The 19598-nt window shown below is 39.4% G+C and carries 18 protein-coding genes; 13 read left to right on the top strand and 5 right to left on the bottom strand.

Going from position 1 to position 19598, the window contains the following annotated elements:
- Nucleotides 1–16 precede the first annotated feature (16 nt).
- Nucleotides 17–1414, bottom strand: a complete 1398-nt coding sequence (mnmE, locus tag OS138_RS04055) for a tRNA uridine-5-carboxymethylaminomethyl(34) synthesis GTPase MnmE (RefSeq protein WP_325069751.1) — start codon at nt 1412–1414, stop codon at nt 17–19.
- 299 nt (nt 1415–1713) lie between these two features.
- Here mnmE and OS138_RS04050 point away from each other — a divergent pair, with 299 nt between their 5' ends.
- Nucleotides 1714–2097 (top strand): hypothetical protein, encoded by a 384-nt coding sequence (locus tag OS138_RS04050; RefSeq protein ID WP_002303984.1) that lies wholly within the window; start codon nt 1714–1716, stop codon nt 2095–2097.
- 167 nt (nt 2098–2264) lie between these two features.
- Here the strand turns inward: OS138_RS04050 and jag are convergent, their stop codons facing one another.
- The 4 genes from jag to rpmH form a co-directional block, all read right to left on the bottom strand.
- Nucleotides 2265–3023, bottom strand: coding sequence for an RNA-binding cell elongation regulator Jag/EloR (jag, locus tag OS138_RS04045; protein ID WP_002295258.1), 759 nt, complete (start codon nt 3021–3023; stop codon nt 2265–2267).
- Between the two features lie 17 nt (nt 3024–3040).
- Entirely contained in the window at nt 3041–3859 is an 819-nt protein-coding gene (locus tag OS138_RS04040; protein ID WP_325069750.1) for a YidC/Oxa1 family membrane protein insertase, read from the bottom strand.
- On the bottom strand, nt 3856–4212 hold the full coding sequence (gene rnpA / locus OS138_RS04035) for a ribonuclease P protein component (RefSeq protein ID WP_002295255.1): 357 nt from the start codon (nt 4210–4212) through the stop codon (nt 3856–3858). Before rnpA ends, OS138_RS04040 begins: the two co-directional genes overlap by 4 nt.
- A gap of 117 nt (nt 4213–4329) precedes the next feature.
- Complete coding sequence (gene rpmH / locus OS138_RS04030; protein WP_002293121.1) at nt 4330–4464, bottom strand: 50S ribosomal protein L34; 135 nt, start codon at nt 4462–4464, stop codon at nt 4330–4332.
- A 522-nt stretch (nt 4465–4986) separates the two neighbouring features.
- On the opposite strand from rpmH, the gene dnaA reads away from it, so the two are divergent.
- The 12 genes from dnaA to dnaB all read left to right on the top strand — a co-directional run bounded on the left by dnaA (nt 4987) and on the right by dnaB (nt 19235).
- Entirely contained in the window at nt 4987–6321 is a 1335-nt protein-coding gene (gene dnaA / locus OS138_RS04025) for a chromosomal replication initiator protein DnaA (RefSeq protein WP_002288360.1), read from the top strand.
- Between the two features lie 193 nt (nt 6322–6514).
- Complete coding sequence (dnaN, locus tag OS138_RS04020) at nt 6515–7645, top strand: DNA polymerase III subunit beta (protein ID WP_002288361.1); 1131 nt, start codon at nt 6515–6517, stop codon at nt 7643–7645.
- A 228-nt stretch (nt 7646–7873) separates the two neighbouring features.
- A complete protein-coding gene (gene yaaA, locus OS138_RS04015) occupies nt 7874–8116 on the top strand; it encodes a S4 domain-containing protein YaaA (RefSeq protein ID WP_002295251.1) in 243 nt (80 codons plus the stop codon).
- A complete protein-coding gene (recF, locus tag OS138_RS04010; RefSeq protein ID WP_081156902.1) occupies nt 8103–9227 on the top strand; it encodes a DNA replication/repair protein RecF in 1125 nt (374 codons plus the stop codon). Before yaaA ends, recF begins: the two co-directional genes overlap by 14 nt.
- A complete protein-coding gene (gene gyrB, locus OS138_RS04005) occupies nt 9224–11170 on the top strand; it encodes a DNA topoisomerase (ATP-hydrolyzing) subunit B (RefSeq protein ID WP_002288364.1) in 1947 nt (648 codons plus the stop codon). The genes recF and gyrB overlap by 4 nt, the downstream gene beginning before the upstream one ends.
- A gap of 19 nt (nt 11171–11189) precedes the next feature.
- Nucleotides 11190–13661 (top strand): DNA gyrase subunit A, encoded by a 2472-nt coding sequence (gyrA, locus tag OS138_RS04000; RefSeq protein WP_002288365.1) that lies wholly within the window; start codon nt 11190–11192, stop codon nt 13659–13661.
- Between the two features lie 235 nt (nt 13662–13896).
- Nucleotides 13897–14196, top strand: a complete 300-nt coding sequence (gene rpsF, locus OS138_RS03995; protein WP_002288366.1) for a 30S ribosomal protein S6 — start codon at nt 13897–13899, stop codon at nt 14194–14196.
- A 49-nt stretch (nt 14197–14245) separates the two neighbouring features.
- A complete protein-coding gene (gene ssb / locus OS138_RS03990; protein ID WP_002288368.1) occupies nt 14246–14758 on the top strand; it encodes a single-stranded DNA-binding protein in 513 nt (170 codons plus the stop codon).
- 25 nt (nt 14759–14783) lie between these two features.
- Nucleotides 14784–15020 carry a 30S ribosomal protein S18 gene (gene rpsR, locus OS138_RS03985; RefSeq protein ID WP_002288370.1) on the top strand — a complete coding sequence of 79 codons (237 nt, stop codon included), beginning with the start codon at nt 14784–14786 and terminating at the stop codon, nt 15018–15020.
- Between the two features lie 142 nt (nt 15021–15162).
- Entirely contained in the window at nt 15163–17136 is a 1974-nt protein-coding gene (locus tag OS138_RS03980) for a DHH family phosphoesterase (protein ID WP_325069749.1), read from the top strand.
- 5 nt (nt 17137–17141) lie between these two features.
- Complete coding sequence (gene rplI, locus OS138_RS03975) at nt 17142–17594, top strand: 50S ribosomal protein L9 (protein ID WP_002288372.1); 453 nt, start codon at nt 17142–17144, stop codon at nt 17592–17594.
- Between the two features lie 273 nt (nt 17595–17867).
- Nucleotides 17868–19235, top strand: coding sequence for a replicative DNA helicase (gene dnaB / locus OS138_RS03970; RefSeq protein ID WP_002288373.1), 1368 nt, complete (start codon nt 17868–17870; stop codon nt 19233–19235).
- Nucleotides 19236–19598 lie beyond the last annotated feature (363 nt).

Raw genomic sequence — 19598 nt, 5'->3', positions numbered from 1 at the left:
TCGTTTGTTCCTCCTTTTATTTTCCTAAACAAAATTGACTGAATAATTGAGTGATTAGCTCATCTTGTACACTGTCGCCGACAACTTCTCCTAGATAGTCCCAGCAACGCGTCATATCTATTTGAACGAGATCCACAGGCATTCCTGCATCAATACCTGCAATGACTTCTTCAAGTGAGAGGGAAGCTTTTTCTAACAACGCGATATGGCGGGTATTAGAAACATAAGTAGCGTCTCTTTCTCCTGTTTCTCCGCTGAAGAATAAATCAGAAATAGCTGATTCCAAACGATCTAGTCCGTCGTTTTTAGCTACGGAAATTGAAAAAACTGGATCATTTTCGATCAATTTCTTCAATTTTTCTTGTTCCAGCTGTGCTGGCAGATCTGTTTTATTTAGAAGAATGATCCGTTTCAATCCACTTGTCGCTTCCAATAATTGTTCATCTTCTGCTGTCAGTGGTTCGCTTTGGTTTAGAACAAGTAAGATCAAGTCTGCTTCTGCTAATGCTTTTCGGCTTCTTTCGACCCCGATCCGTTCCACCACATCTTCTGTTTCCCGAATTCCAGCTGTATCGATTAGCTTGAGCGGTACCCCCCGAACATTGACATACTCTTCGATTACATCTCGAGTCGTTCCTGCAATATCCGTAACGATTGCTTTTTCTTCTCTTAACAAATGGTTTAACAAACTTGATTTGCCGACATTTGGCCGGCCGATGATTGCCGTACTTAACCCTTCCCGCAGAACCTTCCCTTGCTTGGATGTAGCAAGTAGCGCTTGGATTCTTTGTTGGATCATCTGCGCTTTTTCAAGCAATAACTTCGTAGTCAATTCTTCGACATCATCATATTCTGGATAATCAATATTTACTTCTACTTGTGCTAATGTCTCTAAAATTTCTTGTCTCAATGAGCGGATCAAAGCAGACAGGTTGCCGTCTAACTGATTAAGAGCTAGTCCCATTGCTTTGTCTGTTTTTGCCCGAATCAAATCCATCACAGCTTCTGCCTGTGAAAGGTCAACACGACCATTCAAGAATGCTCGTTTTGTGAATTCGCCTGGCTCAGCTAATCTTGCACCTTCTCTTAACAATAGCTGCAAAATTTGATTGACTACAACGATCCCACCGTGACAATTGATTTCTACTACATCTTCCCGCGTAAATGTCTTTGGTGCTCTCATCACGGAGACCATGACTTCATCGACAAGCTGATTGCTCTTGGGATCAACGATATGTCCATAATGGATCGTATGGCTTGGTACTTCTGATAATCGTTTGTTTCCAGATTGATAAACTTTATCTGCTAGTTGTACAGCTTGATCGCCACTTAAACGAACGATACTGATTGCACCTTCTCCAGGTGGGGTAGAAATTGCTGCAATCGTATCAAATTCTAAAGTAATTTCAGCCATTTTTTCACTTCCTTTTTCATTTTGCGCACAAAAAAAGTGCCCACTCCACCCTTTATGCACAATAAACGGTGAACTTCGCACTTTGACTGCTTGTTCTTGATTAAATTCTGGTCATAGATTATCACACTTGCTATAAGGAATCAAGTGTTTAAAACAAGTTAGATGAAGTTGAGCCTGTTCTGCTTCCATTACCTTATATTTAATTGTCCTTGGATGTCTCTTTGCGTTCTTTGGTTTATTCGAAGAGAAGATACTGTATAAACAAGGCTTTATCTTTCTTAAAAAAAACGGTACACTAAATGGTAGCGCTATCTAAACTATACACTTTTGAAAGGAGAAAATATGTGAGCCCGTTCAGATCTGCTGCATTGGAAGAAGAAAGTGACCCTCGGATCAACGATGTCGTTTTATCTACAGGGAATATCAACCAGAAATATATCGTCCGCGATATCGTTTTTGTTGTGGAATGCTTAGAAGCTGATTTGTTTGACCCATCTTTTCCTAAAGATGACCTTTTCTTAACAACGAAGAGGAAATTAAAGACGAAGGTACTTGAATATGGTGCGAATGCAGTAATCAACTGTCATTTTGAGTATCAGCAAAAAAAACGCGACGGAAAGTATTTTCTGGAACTTTTTGCTTATGGAACAGTGATCCAATTTATCCAAACAACGATTGGTTAAATGAAACAGACAAAAAAAGCGGATCAAAACTGAAGACAGTTTCGATCCGCTTTTTTCTATCAAAGTTAGTGACTACTTCATCGTATACTCTGATAAGAATGATTTCTAGTAAAATATACTTGGTTTGAAAAACTTTGTCAACGTGATTTATTCAAAAAGTAATGGAATCAATAATATTTTTTAGCAGGTTCTACTACTAAATAACGATAAGGTTCCTCACCTTCCGAATGTGTTTTTACATGTTCATCTTTGCTTAATGCAGCATGGATTTGTTTACGTTCAAATGCAGGCATTGGTTCTAAGAAAACAGGCTGCCCTGTCCGTTTTACTTTTTCAGCCGTGCGATCAGCTAAACGCTGAATGATCTCTTGGCGCTTTTCACGGTAATTGCCTACATTGACTACTACAGACAGCTTATTTCTTGCTAAACGATGGATGAAGACTTGTGCCAGATATTGCAATGCATTCAGTGTTTTTCCATGTTTCCCAATCAGTATGCCTTGCTTTTGTGTTTCTAAATGGAAAACAACCATATTATTTGATTCTCTTTCCATTTTGACAAGAGCTGGAGCATCAAGCTGTTTTGAAATTTCAGTAAGATAAACTGCCAATTCCGTTAAAGCTGCTTCATCACCTAGCTCACTTACTTCTTCTGTTTTTTCTTCAAGAATCGTTTCGTTGACTACCTCGATCTCAGCTGTTGGTTCTTCTTCCAAAATTTCTTCTACAGTCTGTTCTACTGTTTCAGAAACTTTTTCGCTGATACTTGGCTGGATCGAAAGCCGTGCATTCTTTCGACCCATTCCTAGGAAACCTTTTTTTCCTTCTTCCAGTATTTCGATTTCGACTTGGTCTTTGGCCAAACCCAAATCAGCCAGACCTAGTTGGACAGCTTCGTCTATTGTTGCAGCTTCATAAATCGGCATTAGCATTACCTCCCCTATTATTTCCGTTTTTTCTTAGGATTCATTGCTTTCTTAAGAGCACGTTCTCTTTCGCGGATTCTCCGTGCTTCTTCTTCACGCTCTTTTCGAATTTTGAAAGGGTTGTTGATCAGCAGCGTTTGTATAACTTGGAAGGCATTGGAAACTACCCAGTATAATGAAAGACCGCTGGCTAAATTGACACCCATCACTAAAATCATTACAGGCATCACGAAATTCATGATCTTCATTGATGCATTCGATTCAATTTGACTCATGCTAGATAAATACGTACTTGCAAAAGTAAAGATTGCTGCTAAAATCGGCAAAATAAATGTTGGATCCGCGTTCCCTAAGTTCAACCATAAGAAATGCCCTTGTTTCAACTCTGGTACACGTGAAATAGATTGCCATAACGCCATCAAGATTGGCATTTGTACTAATAAAGGAAGACAACCAGCATATGGATTGACGCCATTTTCTGCATATAAACGCTGCTGCTCTTCTCTTAACTTACTTTGTGTTTCCGGATCTCTTGAACTATATTGTTGCTGCAGTGCTTTTAATTTCGGTTGTAATTCTTGCGTTTTACGCATGCTCTTTGTTTGGAAATGCATCAACGGCAATAGGATCACGCGGATGATCAGTGTAAATAAAATGATCCCTATCCCTGCATTACCAAATGACAACGCCTTGATCGCCTCAGCAAAGTAATAAACAATATAACGATCCCAAATTCCTGTACTCTGTGCGCTGACTTCCCCAGTTCCGCAACCGGATAAGACGATGACCAAACTAACGATACCGGCCATCAAAAGTAAACGTTTGTATTTCTTCACTTACTCTTTTCCTCTCTGTCGATTATTTTTGCAAGTTTTAAGACGTGGACTAAATTGGAGCGAACCTCATCATAAGTCAACCCCTTCACACTTGGTCTAGCAATCACAATAAAATCCAACTCCGGATCAATCTCTTCTTTTATAGAATAAACTGCTGCTCGGATTTTTCGTTTGACTTCATTGCGGTTTACCGCGTTGCCGACCTTTTTTCCTACAGATAAACCAACTCGAAAATGAGGCTGTCCCGGTTTTTCCAAACGGTAAACGACGAATTTGCGGTTAGCAAAAGAATCTCCCGTATGGAACACGGCTTGAAACTCTCGTTCTTTTTTTACTCGATACGCTTTTCTCATTAGTTTTCTTTCCTTTTCTATCTCTCACTTACGCTCATAATCATACCATAATTACGATTGTCCTTTCATCATTTCCCTAAAAAAGAGTATAAAAAAAACCACTGAAACCCCAGTGGCCTAAGCTGAAAGAACTTTTCTTCCTTTGCGACGACGGCTAGCTAACACACGACGTCCATTTTTAGTACTCATACGTTTACGGAATCCGTGAACTTTTTGACGTTTACGTTTATTTGGTTGGTATGTTCTTTTCATATATTCCACCTCCAAAATGTTCTTATCTATTTTATAAACACAGACATACTTTGATAGTATAACGACAAAGTAGTGATTTTGTCAATATAAAATAGAAGATCGATTGTTAAAACTTATCCACAAGATTATTTTTTTCTATGGGAATCCTATGTGGAAAAAGTTATGCACAGGGATTATCCACAGATAATAAATGGCTGGTTTTACACAGAAAACACACGTGTAAAAAAAGTAATCCACAATCAGGCGATTTCCTGTGTATTCCGTCTCCTAACTATTGGTATATCTATATTTTTTATCCACAGACGCAAGAGGAAATCTATTGGTTTTTACGAGTTTTCCACCTGTGCATTAGTGGTGTGGAAAACTTTTTTTGACAACTGTGTTTTTCTCTTTTTTCTTTTTGTCGATTGTGTGGATAATTGTAATTAAAAAATTTTTTTCTTCGGTTTCTGTGGAAAACTATTGAAAAAAATGCTAAATTAGTACTAGTTATTCACTTTTTAATGAAGGAGGAGGCCTTATATGGTATCCCTCGATGCTTTATGGAATGAATTAAAAGCAACATACCAAAAGGATTTATCGCCTGCTAGCTATAATACATGGATCGAAACAGCGAACCCTCGAACCCTTGATCAAAACCAGCTCGTTGTTGAGGTTCCTAGCAAGATTCATAAAGAATATTGGGAAAAAAACCTGGCGACAAAAATCGTTGAAGTCGGTTATATGTTATCAGGAAATGAGATTATCCCTCGCTTTATTACTGGCGAAGAAGCAGAGCAAGAAGAAGTTATAGAAGAAAAAAATCCAAAAGTTGTGGCACCTAGTCCGCTAAAAAAAGCCATGCTGAACCCTAAATATACCTTTGATACGTTTGTCATTGGTAAAGGAAACCAGATGGCTCATGCAGCAGCGCTCGTTGTAGCAGAAGATCCAGGTTCTATTTATAACCCGCTCTTCTTTTATGGAGGCGTGGGACTTGGTAAGACTCACTTGATGCATGCAATTGGTCATCAAATGCTGCAAAGTCAGCCTAATGCCAAAGTAAAATATGTAAGCAGTGAAACTTTTGCTAATGATTTCATCAATTCGATCCAAAACAAAACAGCAGAAGAGTTCCGTCAAGAATATCGAAATGTTGATTTACTGCTAGTGGATGACATTCAATTTTTTGCAGAAAAAGAAGCTACGCAAGAAGAGTTTTTCCATACTTTCAATGCCTTGTACAATGAAGGGAAACAAATCGTACTAACCAGTGATCGGTTGCCAAACGAGATTCCGAAACTGCAAGAACGCCTTGTTTCTCGCTTTGCATGGGGGCTGTCTGTTGATATTACACCGCCGGATCTTGAAACAAGAACAGCGATTTTACGTAAAAAAGCGGCGGCTGAACGTCTAGAGATCCCAGATGACACACTAAGCTACATCGCAGGACAAATTGATTCTAACATTCGTGAATTAGAAGGTGCGCTTGTTCGAGTGCAAGCTTTTGCTGCGATGAATAGTGAAGATATTTCGACTAGTCTAGCTGCAGACGCACTGAAAACGTTAAAATCAGGAAAAGGACATCCTCAATTGTCAATCCTGCAGATCCAAGAAGAAGTGGCAAAGTATTATCACATCCAATTGAAAGATCTCAAAGGAAAGAAACGCGTCAAATCTATTGTTGTTCCTAGACAAATCGCTATGTATTTGGCACGTGAGCTCACAGATAATTCTTTACCGAAAATCGGAGCTGAATTCGGTGGCAAGGATCATACAACGGTTATCCATGCTCATGAAAAAATCCAGCAGCTGATGGATTCTAGTGTCAGTATGCAAAATGAAGTATCAGAAATCAAAAACTTTTTACTAAATTAATTTGTCGATTCTATCAACTGAAAATAGCATGTGGATAAAAGAAAAAAACGTTCAAAAGTTATACACACTTTTTCCACAGCTGTTTTTTCGTTTCTCTCTTACGTTTTTTGAGTTTTCCACAGAATCAACATGCCCTATTACTTTTATTATTCTTTTTAACTAATAATAAATAAACATTCAAAGGAGATACATCATGAAAGTTACTTTAAACCGAGCTAGCTTTATGCAGGAATTGCAAACTGTTCAACGAGCTATTTCAAGCAAAACCACGATCCCTATTTTGACAGGTGTAAAAATCACACTGACACAAGAAGGTTTGACTTTGACGGGGAGCAACGCTGATATATCAATTGAAACTTTTTTGTCTGTTGAAAACGAAAAAGCAAATATGCAAATCGAATCTACTGGTTCCATTGTTTTACAAGCACGTTTCTTTAGCGAAATCATTCGGAGACTTCCTGAAGAAACATTTACTTTAGAAGTTTTAGAAAATAAACAAGTAGCGATCACTTCTGGAAAAGCGAATTTTATCGTAAATGGATTAGATGCAGATAACTATCCTCATCTTCCTGTTGTCGAAAGCCATAACCAGATGAAATTACCTGTACACGTATTGACTAAACTAATCAACGAAACAGTTTTTGCTGTCTCACAACATGAGAGTCGTCCAATCTTGACAGGTGTGCATTTCATTTTATCTGATAATTCTTTATTGGCTGTAGCTACTGATTCTCACCGTCTAAGTCAACGCGTGATTCCAGTAGAACAAGCGGCTGATCATTTTGATATTGTTATTCCTGGAAAAAGTTTGATCGAATTATCTCGCTCATTAACAAATGAAGAAGAAATCGTCGAAATCAGCATTATGGAAAACCAAGTGTTGTTCAAAACAGAAACGATGTATTTCTATTCCCGTTTGCTAGAAGGAAACTATCCTGATACCAATCGTTTGATTCCTTCAAGTTTTAATACAGAGGTTGAATTTTCTGTTCCTAGCTTTTTAGCGGCGATCGAACGGGCTTCTTTACTTTCTCATGAAGGCCGTAACAACATCGTTCGTTTATCTATTCGTCCAGATGCGGTTGTTTTATACGGAAATTCGCCAGAAATCGGGAAAGTAGAAGAAAGCTTGAGTTATACAGCAAGCAGTGGCGATCCATTAGATATTTCTTTCAATCCGGATTATATGAAAGCAGCGTTGCGTGCATTTGGAGATATGAGCATCAAAGTGAAATTTATCTCTGCTATTCGTCCATTTACATTGGAACCAACGGAAGATGGCGTTCAATTTATTCAGCTGATTACTCCTGTACGTACAAATTAACAATGATTTTCAATGTTCTTGAAAATTTAATTGAAAAGAAATAGAAAAAATAAAATTTTAAACAGAAGGCCCTAAAATCTCTTTTAAGGCTTTCTGTTTATTTTTGTTTAAATCACCTTTTTTAGATTAAATCGTCTTATATGGAAAAATATATGGATAAATTTGTTTTATTGCGAAAAAAAAGGTATAATAGAGTATACTTTTAATAATGAAAATGAGGGATGGGCATTGAAACAACAAGTCATTCTAAATACGGAATTCATGACGTTGGGCCAAATGTTGAAAGAAGTCACAGTTATCGGTAGTGGCGGACAAGCAAAATGGTATTTGGCAGAAAACACTGTGTTAGTCGATGGCGAACCAGAAAATCGTCGTGGACGCAAACTTTATCCCGGCATGATGGTTGAAGTTCCAGAAGTAGGAACTTTTTTTATGGTAAAAAAAGGAAACGACGATAATGAGGCTGAATAAGCTGTATTTAAAAAATTATCGAAATTACGAAGAGCTGAACATCGAATTTTCCAAGAACCTCGTCATCTTTTTAGGAGAAAATGCGCAAGGAAAAACGAATCTTTTGGAAAGTATCTACGTATTAGCTATGACGCGAAGTCATCGGACAAGTAGTGAGCAGGAATTGATTGGCTGGACTGACGATCAGGCGATGATTCAAGGAGAGATCACAAAAGGTTCATCCACTCTTCCATTAGAAATATTATTATCTAAAAAAGGCCGAAAAACCAAGATCAACCATATCGAACAGAAAAAGTTAAGTACTTACGTGGGACAAATGAATGTCATTTTATTTGCACCAGAAGATCTTTCTTTAGTAAAAGGCAGCCCGCAGATCAGGCGGAAGTTTTTAGATATGGAATTAGGCCAGATCAATCCAATCTATCTTTATGATCTTGTCCAATACCAAGCAATTTTGAAACAAAGAAACCAGTATTTAAAGCAATTGAATGAAAAAAAACAAACTGATTTGCTTTATTTGGATATTTTGTCCGAACAACTAGCAGCGTTTGGCAGCAAAGTATTGAAAGCAAGAGCACAGTTCGTCAAGCGATTGGAGTTTTGGGCTAATTCTTTGCATCAGCAAATCACCCATCAAAAAGAGCAGCTGGAAATCGAGTATCTCACCGCAGTCGATTCTTTAGAAACACATACGCAAGAGCAAATCCAAGAACAATTTCTCGCACTTTTGAACCAAAATAAAAAGAAAGACCTTTTTCGGGGAACAACGACAGCTGGTCCTCATCGTGACGATCTTTCCTTTTTTATTAATCAGAAAAATGTGCAGACTTATGGATCGCAAGGACAGCAAAGAACAACTGCACTAAGTGTTAAATTAGCAGAAATCGATTTGATTAAAGAAGAGACAGGGGAATATCCAATCCTTTTGTTAGATGATGTGATGAGCGAGCTGGATGATAATCGTCAACTCCATCTGCTAGAAACAATCGAAGGAAAAGTTCAAACGTTCTTAACAACAACGACACTTGACCATGTAAAAAATAAAATGACTGTTGAACCTGAGATTTTTTATGTTCAACAAGGGAAACTAAAAGGAGAAGAAACTGAATGACAGAAGAAAGAAGTTTAGTAGAACGCGCTAAAGAGTATGATGCCAGTCAGATTCAAGTACTTGAAGGACTTGAAGCCGTTCGTAAACGACCTGGCATGTATATCGGTTCGACTAGTTCTGAGGGTCTGCATCACCTTGTTTGGGAAATTGTCGATAATTCGATCGATGAAGTATTAGCAGGTTTTGCAACGAAAATCCATGTGATTATTGAAAAAGACAACAGTATCACCGTTATTGACGACGGTCGGGGGATACCTGTAGATATCCAGGCAAAAACTGGACGTCCTGCAGTTGAAACGGTCTTTACTGTTTTACATGCTGGAGGAAAATTCGGCGGTGGTGGGTACAAAGTTTCTGGTGGACTTCACGGAGTAGGATCTTCTGTTGTTAACGCGCTTTCTACACAGCTTGATGTCAAAGTATACAAAGAAGGAAATGTGTACTATCAAGAATATCGTCGTGGAGCTGTAGTGGACGACTTAAAGATTATCGAACAAACGGATCGCCATGGAACAACGGTTCACTTTACGCCAGACCCTGAAATTTTTACAGAGACAACTGAGTTTGATTTTTCAAAATTGGCTACCCGGATCCGTGAACTTGCTTTCTTGAACCGCGGGATGCGTATATCGATTGAAGACAAACGAGAAGAAGAACCAGTCATCAATGAATACCATTATGACGGCGGGATCAAAAGTTATGTCGAATACTTGAATGCAAACAAAACCGTGATTTTTCCAGAACCTGTATATTTGGAAGGTGAACAGCAAGATATCGCAGTTGAAGTCTCTATGCAATATACAGACGGCTACCATTCCAATATCATGAGTTTTGCCAACAATATCCATACGTATGAAGGCGGAACACATGAATCAGGATTCAAGACTGCTTTAACTCGTGTGATCAATGATTATGCCCGAAAACAAAAGCTGATGAAAGAAAATGACGACAACTTGACCGGTGAAGACGTGCGAGAAGGATTGACAGCTGTTATTTCTATCAAGCATCCTGACCCTCAATTCGAAGGACAAACAAAAACAAAATTGGGCAATTCCGAAGTACGGACAGTCACTGATCGGTTATTTAGCGAACATTTCATGAAATTCTTGCTGGAAAACCCAAGTGTGGGCCGTCAAATTGTTGAAAAAGGATTACTAGCTTCCAGAGCTCGTCTAGCAGCGAAACGTGCGCGTGAAGTAACGAGACGTAAAGGTGCTTTAGAGATTAGTAATCTGCCAGGAAAATTAGCGGACTGCTCTAGCAACGATCCTGAAAAATGCGAATTGTTCATCGTCGAAGGAGATTCGGCCGGCGGATCAGCTAAGCAAGGTCGTAATCGAGAGTTTCAAGCCATCTTGCCTATTCGTGGGAAAATCTTGAATGTTGAAAAAGCAAGCATGGACAAGATCTTGGCAAATGAAGAGATCCGGTCTTTATTTACTGCTATGGGTACAGGGTTTGGAGAAGATTTTGATGTATCGAAAGCTCGCTACCACAAATTAGTTATCATGACTGATGCCGATGTCGACGGCGCGCATATCCGTACATTGCTGCTGACTCTTTTTTATCGTTACATGCGTCCTATTGTTGAAGCTGGATACGTCTATATTGCTCAGCCACCTTTATACGGGGTAAAACAAGGGAAGAATATTACGTATGTACAACCAGGAAAAAATGCAGAAGAAGAGTTGAAACAAGTCGTTGCTTCACTTCCTGCCTCACCAAAACCAAGCGTTCAGCGTTATAAAGGACTTGGAGAAATGGATGATCATCAACTATGGGAAACAACTATGGACCCAAGCAATCGGATGATGGCCCGCGTCAGTGTGGACGATGCTATTGCAGCAGATCAGATATTTGAAATGTTGATGGGGGATCGAGTAGAACCCCGTCGTGCATTCATCGAGGAAAATGCACACTATGTGAAGAACTTAGATATTTAATCATGAAGGAGGAAAAAGAATGAGTGAAGAAATCAGAGAAAACATCCATGATGTCAATCTAACCAGCGAAATGAAAGACTCCTTCATCGATTATGCGATGAGTGTTATTGTCGCACGTGCACTTCCTGATGTCAGAGATGGTCTAAAACCCGTTCACCGCCGTATTTTATACGGCATGAACGAATTAGGTGTAACACCGGATAAAGCCCATAAAAAATCTGCCAGAATCGTCGGAGATGTCATGGGTAAATACCATCCTCATGGAGACAGTGCGATCTATGAGTCAATGGTACGGATGGCACAGCCATTCAGCTACCGTTATATGCTAGTGGATGGTCATGGAAACTTTGGTTCTGTTGACGGTGACGGTGCCGCTGCTATGCGTTATACCGAAGCACGGATGAGTAAAATCGCTACAGAAATGCTGCGTGATATCAATAAGAACACTGTTGATTTCCAAAGCAACTATGATGATACAGAAAAAGAACCAGTTGTACTACCTGCTCGCTTCCCGAATCTTTTAGTGAACGGAACAACGGGGATCGCCGTAGGTATGGCCACGAATATCCCACCTCATAACTTGTCTGAGGTAGTAGCGGCTATCGATTTGCTGATGGATAATCCTGATGTGACGACCAATGAATTGATGGAAGTATTACCTGGACCAGATTTTCCAACAGGTGGTTTGGTTATGGGAAAATCAGGAATCCGAAGAGCGTATGAAACAGGTAAGGGTTCTATTACCGTACGTGCAAAAGTTGAGATTACTGAGATGCCAAATGGTAAAGAACGGATCATCGTGACAGAATTGCCTTATATGGTCAATAAAGCAAAATTGATCGAACGGATTTCTGAACTGCACAGAGACAAGCGTATCGAAGGGATCACAGATTTGCGGGACGAATCTTCCCGTGAAGGTATGCGGATCGTCATTGACATCCGTCGTGACGCCAGCGCATCTGTTATCTTGAATAACTTATATAAATTGACATCCTTGCAAAATTCATTTGGATTCAATATGTTGGCGATCGAAAAAGGTGTGCCGAAAGTTTTGAGCTTGAAACAAATTCTTGAAAACTATATCGAACATCAGCGCGAAGTCATCACAAGACGGACAGTCTTTGAAAAAGAAAAAGCAGAAGCAAGGGCACACATTTTAGAAGGTTTGCGTATTGCTTTGGATCATATCGATGAAATCATTGCGATTATCCGCGGGTCTAAATCAGATGACGAAGCAAAAGCGACGATGATCGAACGGTTCGATTTATCCGATCGCCAGTCTCAAGCTATTTTAGATATGCGTTTACGCCGATTGACCGGTTTGGAACGGGAAAAAATCGAAAATGAATACCAAGAACTCTTAAAACTGATTGAAGATTTAACTGACATTCTGGCAAGACCAGAACGTGTTACAGAAATCATCAAGAATGAATTAGCAGACTTGAATCAACGATTTGGTGATAAACGACGCACAGAATTACTAGTCGGTGAGGTCTTAAGTCTGGAAGATGAAGATTTAATCGAAGAAGAAGAAATCGTTATTACATTGACAAACAATGGTTACATCAAACGTTTGGCAAATAATGAATTCAGAGCTCAACGAAGGGGTGGACGTGGTGTCCAAGGAATGGGTATCCACAATGACGACTTCGTCAAAAATCTGGTTTCTTGTTCTACCCATGATACATTGTTATTCTTTACGAATAACGGAAAAGTGTATCGGGCAAAAGGATACGAAATTCCAGAATACGGGCGCACAGCCAAAGGAATACCAATTATCAATTTACTAGGTATCGATTCGAGTGAAAGCATCCAGGCAATCATTGCGGTGACGGGAGAAGCAGAAGAAGGCCACTATCTCTTCTTTACGACGCGTCAAGGTACAGTAAAACGTACTTCTGTCACTGCTTTTGCTAACATCCGAAGTAATGGTCTGATCGCAATTGGTTTGAAAGAAGACGATGAGCTCGTCAATGTGCTACTGACAGATGGTCAATCTAATATCATTATCGGAACACATAACGGCTACTCTGTCACTTTCAAAGAAGAAGCAGTCCGCGATATGGGACGTACAGCTTCCGGGGTCAGAGGGATACGCCTGCGTGAGGAAGATTATGTCGTTGGGGCAGCCTTAATGAAGGAAAATCAAGAAGTATTAGTGATCACAGAAAAAGGTTACGGAAAACGGACAAAAGTATCGGAATATCCAGTGAAAGGCCGCGGAGGTAAAGGGATCAAAACGGCGAACATCACTGAAAAAAATGGTCCACTAGCTGGATTGACCACTGTTTCTGGAGATGAAGACATCATGCTGATTACAGATAAAGGTGTCATTATCCGTTTCAACGTATCGACTGTTTCTCAAACTGGACGTTCAACATTAGGCGTACGTTTGATGAAGATGGAAGCTGATACGAAAGTTGTCACGATGGCAGCAGTCGAACCAGAAGCTGCAGAACAAACAGTTGAAGAACAAGGATCAGAAGAATAACCATCAAGACTAATTGTGTAAGCGAGCAAGAATGACCGATTAAAAAATCTGGTTATTCCTGCTGGCTTTTTTGATTAGTTGAATTTCTCTTAAAATATTCGAAACTGTTCATTCTGTATTGCTTTTGACCAAAATAGAGTGTATAATCAGAGCTTGTGAGTAGTCTAATTAATTAGATAACTCTCCTTGCTCTTAGGAACCTAAGAGCCGAAAGTCCACAGGGAGGTGAATATCAATGGAAAACACGAAATATGAAATCATGTACATTATTCGTCCAAACATTGATGAAGAAGCAAAAACTGCTTTAATCGAACGTTTCGATGCAATCTTGAAAGATAACGGAGCAGAAGTTATCGAATCAAAAGATTGGGAAAAACGCCGTTTCGCTTATGAAATGAACGGTTACCGTGAAGGTATCTATCACATCGTTAAAGTATCTTCTCCATCATCAGCAAATGCTGTCAATGAATTTGACCGTCTTGCTAAAATCAACGACGATATCATTCGTCACATGATTGTTAAAGAAGAAGCTTAATTGTTGTTTCATGTGAAACAATAGAAAACGATGAGAGGAGATGACTATTTTGATTAATAATGTTGTATTAGTTGGACGTCTGACGAAAGATCCAGATTTGCGTTACACAGCAAGTGGTACGGCAGTCGCAACATTTACTTTGGCTGTGAATCGTAATTTTACAAACCAAAGCGGCAATCGAGAGGCTGATTTTATCAACTGTGTGATTTGGCGCAAATCAGCAGAAACTTTAGCAAACTATGCTCGTAAAGGAACACTTTTAGGTGTTACTGGACGTATCCAAACTCGTTCTTATGATAATCAGCAAGGACAACGTGTATACGTGACAGAAGTAGTAGCTGACAACTTCCAATTGCTGGAAAGTCGTTCTGCATCTGAAAATCGCCAACAAAGCGGCGGATTCCAAAGTTCTGGTCAATCAGCTGGCGGATTTGGCGGAAACAATAACTCTAATCAAACATCTCAATCATCCAACGGTATGCCTGATTTCGACCGTGATACTTCTGACCCATTCGGCTCAAGTTCAACGATCGACATTTCAGACGATGATTTACCATTCTAAACGAATTTGATAGGAGGGAAATAGAATGGCACAACAAAGAAGAGGCGGACGTAAACGTCGTAAAGTAGACTACATTGCTGCTAACCATATTGAATATATCGATTATAAAGATATCGAATTACTAAAAAGATTTATTTCAGAACGCGGTAAAATCTTGCCACGTCGTGTAACTGGTACAGGCGCTAAAAACCAACGTAAAATTACTGTTGCAATCAAACGCGCTCGTATCATGGGCTTGCTACCTTTCGTTAGCGAAGACTAATAAATCCTAGGAATTGAATGACTGATCCTTTTGATCAGCTATTCAATTCCTTTTTTTCTGTAAAAATAACCTCTATTCGTTTAGTCGCTCGAATGACGAAAGTTATGGTAAAATCAAATTAGTCATATATGGGAGGAAAATTATGGAAAATAAAAACAATCATTTATCCCCGAAACCTCTCTTCCTTATCCTGTTTATATTAATCGAAGTATTGGTAGTCTTAATTTTACCATTTCGTTTTGTTAGCGCTTCGGTCATTCTATTGATGAATTTATGGGGTGTTCGCTATTGGTTGAAAATGAAACGTTGGCTTATTTTAAATAAACGTGAAAAAATCCAGCAGGCTTCGACTGTAGCTGAAACCAATCTAGCTTATGTCTCAGAAGTCATGCCTGTAGGAGTGATTGCTTATCAGCCATCAAGCCAAAAAATCGAATGGCTCAATCCATTAGCATTGAAAATCAAAGATCAAAGTGGATTAACAGAGGAAGAATTGCTAGATACTTTTTTTACTGCAAAAGAAAAAAAGAAAAACCAAGTCTATCTAGCAGATAAAACATTTCAGTTTGATATGGATACAGTAAAGGGTGTTGTTTATTTTAATGATATTACCCAAAACCAGTTGTTAAAACTCCATCAGACGAACAGTCAGCCGGTGATTGGTATTTTATCTATTGATAACTATGCAGATGCCATTGATAAATTGGATGACAAAGAGATTTCTTATCTGAACTCTTTCGTCACTACACTAGTTTCTGACTGGATGAATGAATACCATGTCTTTTTCAAAAGAATCAACGCAGAACGGTTTTTCTTCGTAGCACAGATGATCGATCTGAAAAAGATGATGGATAAAAAATTTGATTTGCTGGATCGCTTTCGAGCAGAAGCTGAAAAACAGAGCTCGCCTATCACCCTTAGTATGGGGATTGCTTATGGCTCAAGAACCCTCGATGAAATCGGTGGAGAAGCTCAGAATAATTTAGATGTTGCTTTAGTCCGTGGAGGCGACCAAGTTGTCGTGAAAGAGGTAAAAGAAGGAGCAAAACCTTTTTATTATGGGGGGAAATCTGCTAAGAATGTCAAACGCACGCGTGTTCGTTCTCGAGCGATGAGTACCGCTTTGCGTCGGATTTTTGATGAAACAGGCGATGTGTTTATCATGGGGCACAAATTTCCGGATATGGATGCTTTGGGCTCTGCTTTTGGTGTCAGTTGTCTGGCACGCTTCAACCAGAAAAAAGCTTACATCGTTATCAACGAGAACGAGATCATTCCAGATGTAGAACGGTGTCTTGAAGAAATCCATAAGCATCCTGAATTAGAAATGCAACTAATCTCTCCAGAACGTGCCATAGAGCTGAAAAAAGAAGAGGACCTCCTCGTGATGGTGGATTACCATAAACCTTCTCTATCGATCTCTCAGGGCCTATATGAGCAATTTGATAAGATTGTGATCATTGATCACCATCGTCGTGGGGAAGAGTTTCCAAGTAAACCTCTGCTGACTTATATCGAATCTTCAGCTTCTTCAGCTTCAGAGCTAGTTTCTGAGCTGATCCAATATCAAAGCAGCAAAACAAATCGCTTAGATCGTTTTGAGGCCACATTATTGCTTGCAGGGATGGTTGTAGATACAAATAGTTTCAATGTCCGTACAACTGCACGAACTTTTGACGTTGCCAGCTATTTAAGGTCTTGTGGAGCAGACGCATCCTTAGTACAATATTTATTGAGCTCGGATTTAGCGACATACTTGGAGATCAGCAATTTGATTGCTGGAAGCGACTATGTGACTTCTGATATTGTTGTGGCGGCAGGGACAGACGAAAAAGAGTATAATAGTGTTATAGCAGCAAAAACAGCAGATACATTGCTTTCGATGATCAATATCAATGCAGCTTTCGTCATTACGAAGCGGACAGACGGCTTGATTGGGATCAGTGCCAGAAGTACTGGCACGATCAACGTCCAAATCATCATGGAATCCTTAGGGGGCGGAGGACACTTCACAAACGCAGCTACTCAACTGGAAAATACGACAGTTGAGGAAACAAAACAGAAGCTATTTGCTGCAATCAAAGAAAATATGAATCAAATATATGATAAGGAGTAATCCAAATGAAAGTAATTTTTTTACAAGATGTAAAAGGAAAAGGTAAAAAAGGGGACATCAAAGAAGTTCCAGCAGGTTATGCACAAAATTATCTAATCAAAAATAACTTGGCAAAAGAAGCAACGAAAAGCAGTATCAGTCAGTTAGCAGGACAAAAGAAAGCGCAAGAAAAACACGAAGCTGAAATCTTGGAAGAAGCTAAAAAGTTAAAAGAATTCTTGGAAAAAGAAGATACTGTAGTCGAATTGAAGGCGAAAGCAGGGGAAGATAGCCGTTTGTTTGGTTCGATCCCTTCAAAACAAATTGCTGAAGGGTTAAACAAACAATACAAAATCAAATTAGATAAACGAAAAATCGAATTAGAAAATCCGATCCGTTCACTAGGCTACACAAACGTACCTGTTAAGCTTCATCATGAGGTGACGGCTACGATCAAAGTTCATGTCGTACAAGAATAACAAATCTTGATAGCGATGTTCAGCTGGTAAGTATAACCAGAAGGAGAAAAGACAAACCGAAATTTATCTGAGAAAACAGCTGCAGCAATGAAAGCAAAAGCTGCAAATCGATTTCAGATTGATTTCGGTTTCTTTTTTGGGAACAGCAAAATAGCATAAAGAAAACGAGTATAATAAAAGAGAACTATTTTTTTATTACACTTTCGGTACGAATGATGACTTTTCTCTCATTTTCTTGTAAAATGAAGCAATTGAAGACAAGGAGCGATACGTATGAATGAAGTGTGGCAGGATCGAATCCCACCGCAAAATATTGAAGCTGAACAAGCGGTTTTAGGCTCTGTTTTTCTTGACGCAGAAACGATCATTGATGCCATGGAGTACATAGAGCCAAAAGACTTTTATCGTCGCGGCCATCAAATTATTTTTGAGACAATGATCGAGTTAAATGATCGTAATGAAGCGATTGACGTGGTTACTGTCAAAGACCGGCTGGAACAAGCCAATTTGTTAGAAGATGCCGGTGGTTTAAGCTATCTCTCAGACTTGGCATTAGCAGTTCCGACAGCAGCAAATATCGTCTACTATGCGAAAATCGTTGAAGAAAAATCATTGCTGCGTACATTGATCCAGACAGCAACAGGAATCGTTACGAAAGGATTCGAGCAAGGTGAAGAAGTTCAAACAATTTTAGATGATGCCGAACGCAGTATCTTGGAGGTTTCGGAAAAAAGAAATCGAAGCGGCTTTTTATCTATTGCTGAAGTACTGAACTCCACGATTGAAAATATCGATCGACTAGCTCAAAACAATGAAGAAATCACAGGTCTACCAACTGGCTATCAAGGTCTGGACAAAATGACAGCAGGTTTCCAGCCCGAAGAACTAATCATTCTTGCTGCACGTCCAGCGGTAGGTAAAACAGCGTTCGCATTGAATATTGCTCAAAATGTAGGAACAAAAACAGATCGTTCTGTTGCGATATTCAGTCTGGAAATGGGGGCAGAATCTCTTGTAAATCGGATGCTTTGTGCAGAAGGTTCGATTGAGGCCAGCCATTTACGTACAGGTCAGCTTTCGGAAGAAGAATGGTCGAATCTGATCGTTGCGATGGGGAGTCTTTCTCGAGCAAATATTTTTATCGATGATACACCAGGGATCAAAATCTCTGAAATCCGTGCGAAATGTCGGAAACTAGCGCAAGAAAAAGGCAATCTAGGCTTGATATTGATCGATTATTTGCAGTTGATTGAAGGTAACGGTAAAGAGAACCGTCAACAAGAAGTATCAGATATCTCTCGCCAACTGAAAAAACTGGCGAAAGAGCTGAAAGTACCTGTCATTGCTCTTTCACAGTTATCTCGTGGAGTAGAACAGCGACAAGACAAACGACCAGTGCTAAGTGATATTCGTGAATCCGGATCAATTGAACAAGATGCGGACATCGTAGCCTTCTTGTATCGAGATGATTATTATGAAAGAGAAGGCGGAGATGACGATGATGGAAACGAGCCAAAAAATGACAACGTCATCGAAGTCATCATCGAGAAGAACCGAAGCGGTGCACGAGGAACAGTTGAACTACTGTTTATCAAAGAATACAATAAGTTTTCGTCGCTTTCGCCAAGAGAAGAATTTTAAAGAAGAGGTTGTGAAAGAGGCGTTCAGCCTTGCACAATGACTAAGAGCACTCGTATAAGATGCGACGAGTAACTGCAAGAGTGACTAGAGCACTTAATTAAAACAGATCTCCAAAGGGATTGTGACAAAAGTCTTGTCACAGTCCCTTTTTCCGAATAAACGGTGTTCAATCAGCTGACCCTTGGTATTAGCTCAGCAAACGTCAAAATATGAGGAACTATTTTGACGTTTGTTTCTCTAATACTCAGGTCAAAACGCTGATCTTACGACCTCTTTTCCTTAAACGGTGTTCTCCTGCCAACTCCTCGGTCACAAATCACAATATTCATCAAACATGAGAAGCTGTTTTTTGAAATTGTTCCT

The sequence above is a fragment of the Enterococcus sp. E5-37 genome, assembly GCF_035726925.1.
Lineage (GTDB): Bacteria > Bacillota > Bacilli > Lactobacillales > Enterococcaceae > Enterococcus_B > Enterococcus_B faecium.
The sequence above is the reverse complement of the archived record's forward strand: the minus strand, read 5'-3'. Positions and strand labels throughout refer to the sequence as shown.